This window comes from Actinobacillus ureae ATCC 25976, from assembly GCF_000188255.1.
In the GTDB taxonomy this organism is placed as follows: Bacteria; Pseudomonadota; Gammaproteobacteria; order Enterobacterales; family Pasteurellaceae; genus Actinobacillus; species Actinobacillus ureae.
In genome coordinates this window covers 1345099-1350805 of record NZ_GL831080.1, presented here as the reverse complement: position 1 = coordinate 1350805, position 5707 = coordinate 1345099, and the positions used below count along the sequence as shown (strand labels likewise).

At 38.0% G+C, this 5707-nt stretch carries 6 protein-coding genes; 4 read left to right on the top strand and 2 right to left on the bottom strand.

The genetic code is table 11. The features are described from left to right. Window positions 1-199: 199 nt before the first annotated feature. Window positions 200-1564, top strand: coding sequence for a bifunctional UDP-N-acetylglucosamine diphosphorylase/glucosamine-1-phosphate N-acetyltransferase GlmU (gene glmU / locus HMPREF0027_RS06325; RefSeq protein ID WP_005623190.1), 1365 nt, complete (start codon window positions 200-202; stop codon window positions 1562-1564). Between the two features lie 106 nt (window positions 1565-1670). On the opposite strand, the gene HMPREF0027_RS06315 is transcribed toward glmU, so the two are convergent. Both HMPREF0027_RS06315 and HMPREF0027_RS06310 read right to left on the bottom strand, forming a co-directional pair. Further along, window positions 1671-1985: a CHY zinc finger protein gene (locus HMPREF0027_RS06315; protein WP_005623186.1), complete on the bottom strand. Its 315-nt coding sequence runs from the start codon at window positions 1983-1985 to the stop codon at window positions 1671-1673. Window positions 1986-1989: 4 nt separating this feature from the next. Beyond that, window positions 1990-2610 (bottom strand): DUF1919 domain-containing protein, encoded by a 621-nt coding sequence (locus tag HMPREF0027_RS06310; RefSeq protein WP_044024329.1) that lies wholly within the window; start codon window positions 2608-2610, stop codon window positions 1990-1992. A 435-nt stretch (window positions 2611-3045) separates the two neighbouring features. Here HMPREF0027_RS06310 and HMPREF0027_RS06305 point away from each other — a divergent pair, with 435 nt between their 5' ends. The 3 genes from HMPREF0027_RS06305 to HMPREF0027_RS12585 all read left to right on the top strand — a co-directional run bounded on the left by HMPREF0027_RS06305 (window position 3046) and on the right by HMPREF0027_RS12585 (window position 5435). Next, the gene (locus tag HMPREF0027_RS06305) at window positions 3046-4704 is read left to right on the top strand and encodes a phospho-sugar mutase (protein ID WP_005623177.1); all 1659 of its coding nucleotides are present in this window, start codon (window positions 3046-3048) and stop codon (window positions 4702-4704) included. A 158-nt stretch (window positions 4705-4862) separates the two neighbouring features. Then, window positions 4863-5069, top strand: a complete 207-nt coding sequence (locus tag HMPREF0027_RS12590; RefSeq protein WP_244261844.1) for a lysozyme family protein — start codon at window positions 4863-4865, stop codon at window positions 5067-5069. Window positions 5070-5198: 129 nt separating this feature from the next. Beyond that, entirely contained in the window at window positions 5199-5435 is a 237-nt protein-coding gene (locus HMPREF0027_RS12585) for a hypothetical protein (RefSeq protein ID WP_044024328.1), read from the top strand. The last annotated feature ends 272 nt before the right edge of the window (window positions 5436-5707 follow it).

The following is a 5707-nucleotide window of genomic DNA, read 5'->3' as shown; positions in this document are numbered from 1 at the left end:
CAGATCATTGGTCGGAGCTTTTTATCTATATTTTATAATTTATAAAATATTGCAAAGAGATTCGAACTAATTGGATGAATTCGTATCCAATAAAAGTAAACGAAGCAAAATAAGCTCTAATTAATATCGCCCATTCTGTTTATTACATTTTTCTATTACAATATTATAGTATTTATTTAATTCATTAAGGGATTACACAATGACTCAATTAAGCGTAGTAATTTTAGCTGCGGGTAAAGGTACTCGTATGTATTCTGATTTACCCAAAGTGCTTCACACCGTTGCAGGAAAGCCAATGGTTAAACATGTTATTGATACAGCGAAGCAAATCGATGCAAAACAAATTCATTTAATTTATGGCCACGGTGGTGAATTATTACAACAACGCTTAAGTTCTGAGCCGGTAAACTGGGTATTACAAGCAGAGCAATTAGGTACAGGTCATGCAATGCAACAGACAGCGCCATTCTTTGCGGATGATGAGAATATCTTAATGCTTTACGGTGATGCGCCGTTAATCACTAAAGAAACTTTAGAACGTCTAATTGCAGCAAAACCAGAAAATGGTATTGCGCTGTTAACCGTTGAGTTGGATAACCCAACAGGTTATGGACGTATTATTCGTGAAAACGGATCTGTAGTTGCGATCGTAGAGCAAAAAGATGCGAATGAGGAACAATTAAAAATCCGTGAAGTGAATACGGGTGTAATGGTTGCAAGCGGCGCAAGCTTCAAAAAATGGCTAGGTAATTTAAATAACAACAATGCACAAGGCGAATACTATATTACAGATGTAATCGCAATGGCAAACCAAGATGGCTATAAAGTTCAAGCGGTACAAGCAAGTGAATTTATGGAAGTTGAAGGGGCGAATAACCGTTTACAACTTGCCGCATTAGAGCGCTTCTACCAAAAAACACAAGCAGAAAAATTACTATTAGCCGGTGTGCGTTTAATTGATCCTGCTCGTTTTGATATTCGTGGTAGCTTAACACACGGTAAAGATGTTGAAATTGATGTAAACGTAATTATCGAAGGTGAAGTAAAACTAGGTAATCGTGTTTGTATCGGTGCAGGTTGTGTACTTAAAAACTGCGAAATTGGTGATGATGTAGAAATCAAACCATATTCTGTGCTTGAAGATGCAGTAGTGGGTAAAGCGGCGCAAATCGGTCCGTTCTCTCGTTTACGTCCGGGCGCAAATCTTGCGGAAGAAACCCATGTTGGTAACTTCGTTGAGATTAAAAATGCTCAAGTAGGTAAAGGTTCTAAAGTAAACCATTTAACCTATGTCGGTGATACGGAAGTAGGTAGCAATTGTAATATCGGTGCAGGTGTAATCACTTGTAACTACGATGGTGCAAACAAATTCAAAACGGTTATCGGCAACAATGTGTTTGTTGGCTCAGATAGCCAATTAGTCGCACCGGTTACTATCGCAGACGGTGCAACTATCGGTGCGGGTGCAACTATTACCAAAGATGTGGCGGAAAATGAGCTAGTGATTAGTCGTGTACCACAACGCCATATCCAAGGCTGGCAGCGCCCAACTAAGAAAAAATAGTTCTTAGTTACTCAATACATATGTAACAAGCGGCCGGATTTGCAAAATTTTCTGCAAATTCGACCGCTTATTTCTATTTATGTGCGAACTATTTCGAGCTTTAAACTCATACTTCAAAATAGATCGAATAATGTTTCTGACAGCCACTATTGAATTGTGCTCGGCAATAAGGACAATGTGTAACCTGCATATATTGCTGAATGGTCAAAGTTTGTTGGCAGTTACCGCATAAAATCGCCGGCTGATCAAATTCAGTTACTTGCCAACGTTCAATAGCGTGAGTTTCACAGGTTTGGTGGCATTGATAACACGGGTAAAACTTATCACAACATTTGAACTTAATAGCGATAATATCCAGCACAGAATGATAATGCTGACAGCGTGTCTGGTTATCTACCGTTAGACCATACACCTTAAACATAATTTTAGAATCCTTTGCCATTAAACCAATTCACATAATTCAGTTGATCGTAATATTTCTTGCCGTTCCAACCAGAAAACTCAAACAAATCACCGACTTGTGTTTTATCTTCAAACCCTTTCACATATAAAGTTGATTTTAATTCTGGGTAAGGCTTGTGAGTAAATAGCACTTTATTTTTAAACGGTAAGCGGTCAAATTCTTGCAAATCTTGGTAAGTGCAGCCATCACGGTCGGTCATCATTACAAATAAATTATCCAAATTAATGCGTTTGGTTCGTTCTTCCCATTTGCTTGCTGCTTCTTGCTCTGAATGGTAGTGCATAAAATGGATCGTAAGATTATCTAGCTTACCCACCGGATAATTTTTTTCCGTAGCCAAGAAAGTGAGTTTTGCTTGCATATAATGCGACATATTTTTTAAATATTTTAAAAAATCGGTCGGTGAAAGGTATAAATTAACAAACGGCGAACGGAATTGTTCACCTAATTCATGCAAGATAAATGCGCCGTTGCAATTAATAGAAACTACTGACATCGAGTGATTTTGTAAAGCTTGGCGATTTTTTGTATTAATGATTTTACGCAGCGATTTGTTGACTGCTTTTTGGATAAAAGTAAACATAGTCGTTAACATCTTAAACTGAAAGAAAATTTCAAAATAACTAGAAAAATGCGCATTCTGACCTTATCCGAAAAATTTATCTATTAATTTTAAAAAGTTTACAATCAGGATTCGTGTCAGAGAATAAGCGGTCGTTTTTTGTGAAAAATTTGCAAAATCTAGCTAAAATTTAACCGCTTGTTTAGGGCGATAGCGAATGTCTTTTCGTGTAAAAAAATGGCATAATAAGCAGATTCCCCCTTCGACTGTATAAAATCTGATTAATACGAAAAATGCTTATTTTTCATTTAGATAGTCGCAACCGTTTGCTTGGTTTTTATTTGAGAAATAGATCACAAACTTGCTAAAAAGATGAAGTAAATCATTTTTATTTACGCTGTTTTCAGATAGGCTATACATGTTTTCATTCATTATTTTTTAGTTTAAGGAATTGCTATGAGTACAATTTTTACTATTGCACAAACCTGGTTAGCACAAGACCCAGATCAAGAAACTCGTGCTGAATTAGCTCAACTGATTGAAGCTGCACAAGCAGGTGACGAAAAAGCGTTAGCAGAGTTAACAGCACGTTTTGACGGCCGTTTACAGTTTGGTACGGCAGGTTTACGTGGTCGTTTACGAGCAGGTTCTATGGGGATGAACCGAGTATTAGTGGCTCAAGCTGCCGGCGGTTTGGCGGATTACTTGAAAGGCTATGATAAAGAACCTTCAATCGTTATTGGTTATGACGGCCGTAAAAACTCAGACGTGTTTGCACGTGACACCGCGGAAATTATGGTGGGTGCAGGGATCAAAGCTTACTTATTACCTCGTAAATTGCCAACGCCTGTACTTGCATATGCAATTAAATATTTTGATACTACAGCGGGCGTTATGGTGACAGCAAGTCACAACCCACCGGAAGATAACGGTTATAAAGTGTATTTAGGTAAAGCAAACAACGGTGGTCAAATTGTTTCACCAGCGGATAAAGATATTGCGGCATTAATTGATAAAGTTGCGGCAGGTAATATTGCGGATCTACCACGTAGCCAAGACTTTACGGTATTAGATGATAAAATCGTAGAAGCATATATCGCAAAAACAGCTGCATTAGCGAAAGAGCCGGCAGCAGAGATTAACTATGTTTATACCGCAATGCACGGTGTCGGTTATGAAGTGTTAAGTAAAACGTTAGAAAAGGCCGGCTTACCACAACCGCATTTAGTGGCAGAACAAATTCAACCGGACGGTTCTTTCCCAACCGTGAATTTCCCAAATCCGGAAGAAAAAGGTGCATTAGACTTGGCAATTAAATTAGCGAAAGAGAAAAATGCGGAATTTATCATTGCGAACGACCCAGACGCAGACCGTTTAGCGGTGGCAATGCCGGATGCGCAAGGCAACTGGAAAGGTTTACATGGTAACGTTGTAGGCTGCTTATTAGGTTGGTATTTAGCTAAGCAGTATCACGCACAAGGTAAACAAGGCGTATTAGCTTGTTCATTAGTATCTTCACCTGCATTGGCTGAGATTGCGAAAAAATACGGTTTACAATCAGAAGAAACCTTAACCGGTTTTAAATATATCAGTAAAGTAGATGGTTTATTGTTCGGTTTCGAAGAGGCGTTAGGCTATTTAGTTGACCCTGATAAAGTACGTGATAAAGACGGTATTTCAGCGGCTATTGTGTTCTTAGACTTTATTTGTAACTTAAAAGCACAAGGTAAAACGTTACAAGACGCAATCAACGATTTCAATAATGAATTCGGCGCTTATGTAAGCGGTCAAATTTCAATTCGTGTAAGCGATTTATCTGAAATCGGTAAATTAATGACTGCATTACGCAACAACCCACCAAGTGCAATCGGTGGTTTCAGCGTGGCTCAACTAATTGACCATACGAAAACAGATCGTCAAAGCGACATTCTTGTATTCGTATTAGAAAACGGTAGCCGTTTAATTACACGTCCGTCAGGTACAGAACCGAAAATTAAGTTCTACTTAGATGCAAAAGGTAAAGATGCGGCAGATGCAGATAAAGTATTAAGCCAATTCGATGAAAGCGTACGTGAATTATTACGCCAAGAGCAATATGGCAAGCAAGATTGCTAATAATTAATTAGTAGATAATACGTTTAAGAGCGAACCGAATGGTTCGCTTTTTTTGTGTCAATTATTTAAGGAAAAGACAAAAACTGAACCCAATTATAGATTGATTGCCCAAAAGCATTATTAATCTCAAAAAGTTGGTAAAAATGAGTTTAATTAAAATGGCAAAACAAATTGCTGATTTAGCTTTAAAATCAATTGGAAAAAGGAATATGGCACAAGGACTCACTTTGAATCAAACCAAAATGTTATTACAAGCACTAGCCAAGCGTGAGAGCGGAGAAGATTATACGGCAGAAAATAGCTATGGCTATTTAGGTGCTTACCAATTCGGTGCAGGTAGATGTTGGTTTGATTCAAAAAGATAAATATGCAGCAGCAATTAAGACAAAATCGGGTATTGCAGTGGTGCAAATGCTGTTCAGCACAGCGCTTTTCTAGCAAACGCAGAGAATTGGGTATTAGCCGGCGGAAAGTCTGCCTTTTTGAATTCAAAAATGATTCAAGATGATGCTGTTATTAAACTGATGAACCGCAATGCTCGCACAATGGAAACAAAAGGCGTTTATCAAGGCAGTGCCGCACATAAAACAGGACTTCTATTCGCCGCACACCTCAAAGGCATCGGCAACGCAATCAAATTTGCCCAAAATGTCACAATAACTAAAGATGGCTACGGTACTCCAATAAAAGAGTATTATGAGTTGGGAAAAGAAAGTGTTGGGAAGCAGTAGTATTCTACCGTCATGGATTTGACGGTATTTGCGTTCTTCTATCGACAACAGCAAGGCTATACCGTCAAATTTACCGAAAGAAAAATAAACTACTACGAAATGCTATGAAATGATGAGAAATAGAAAAGCCCTGTAATTATGATCTGACCCCAAAAAGTTAGACTGTTTAATTGGCATAGTAGACAAAAAGGTTGGTAAAAAGTGGGTTAAAGCCTTATATTCCAAGGCTTTAACCCACTTTTTTAAAATATGAATAAAAACTTGTCCTTTTT

Excerpts from the sequence above, each read along its gene's own strand:
- glmU (WP_005623190.1), top strand. The coding sequence starts at position 200 with ATGACTCAATTAAGCGTAGTAATTTTAGCTGCGGGTAAAGGTACTCGT.
- HMPREF0027_RS06305 (WP_005623177.1), top strand. The coding sequence starts at position 3,046 with ATGAGTACAATTTTTACTATTGCACAAACCTGGTTAGCACAAGACCCA.
- HMPREF0027_RS06315 (WP_005623186.1), bottom strand. The coding sequence starts at position 1,985 with ATGTTTAAGGTGTATGGTCTAACGGTAGATAACCAGACACGCTGTCAG.
- HMPREF0027_RS12590 (WP_244261844.1), top strand. The coding sequence starts at position 4,863 with ATGGCAAAACAAATTGCTGATTTAGCTTTAAAATCAATTGGAAAAAGG.
- HMPREF0027_RS12585 (WP_044024328.1), top strand. The coding sequence starts at position 5,199 with ATGATTCAAGATGATGCTGTTATTAAACTGATGAACCGCAATGCTCGC.
- HMPREF0027_RS06310 (WP_044024329.1), bottom strand. The coding sequence starts at position 2,610 with ATGTTTACTTTTATCCAAAAAGCAGTCAACAAATCGCTGCGTAAAATC.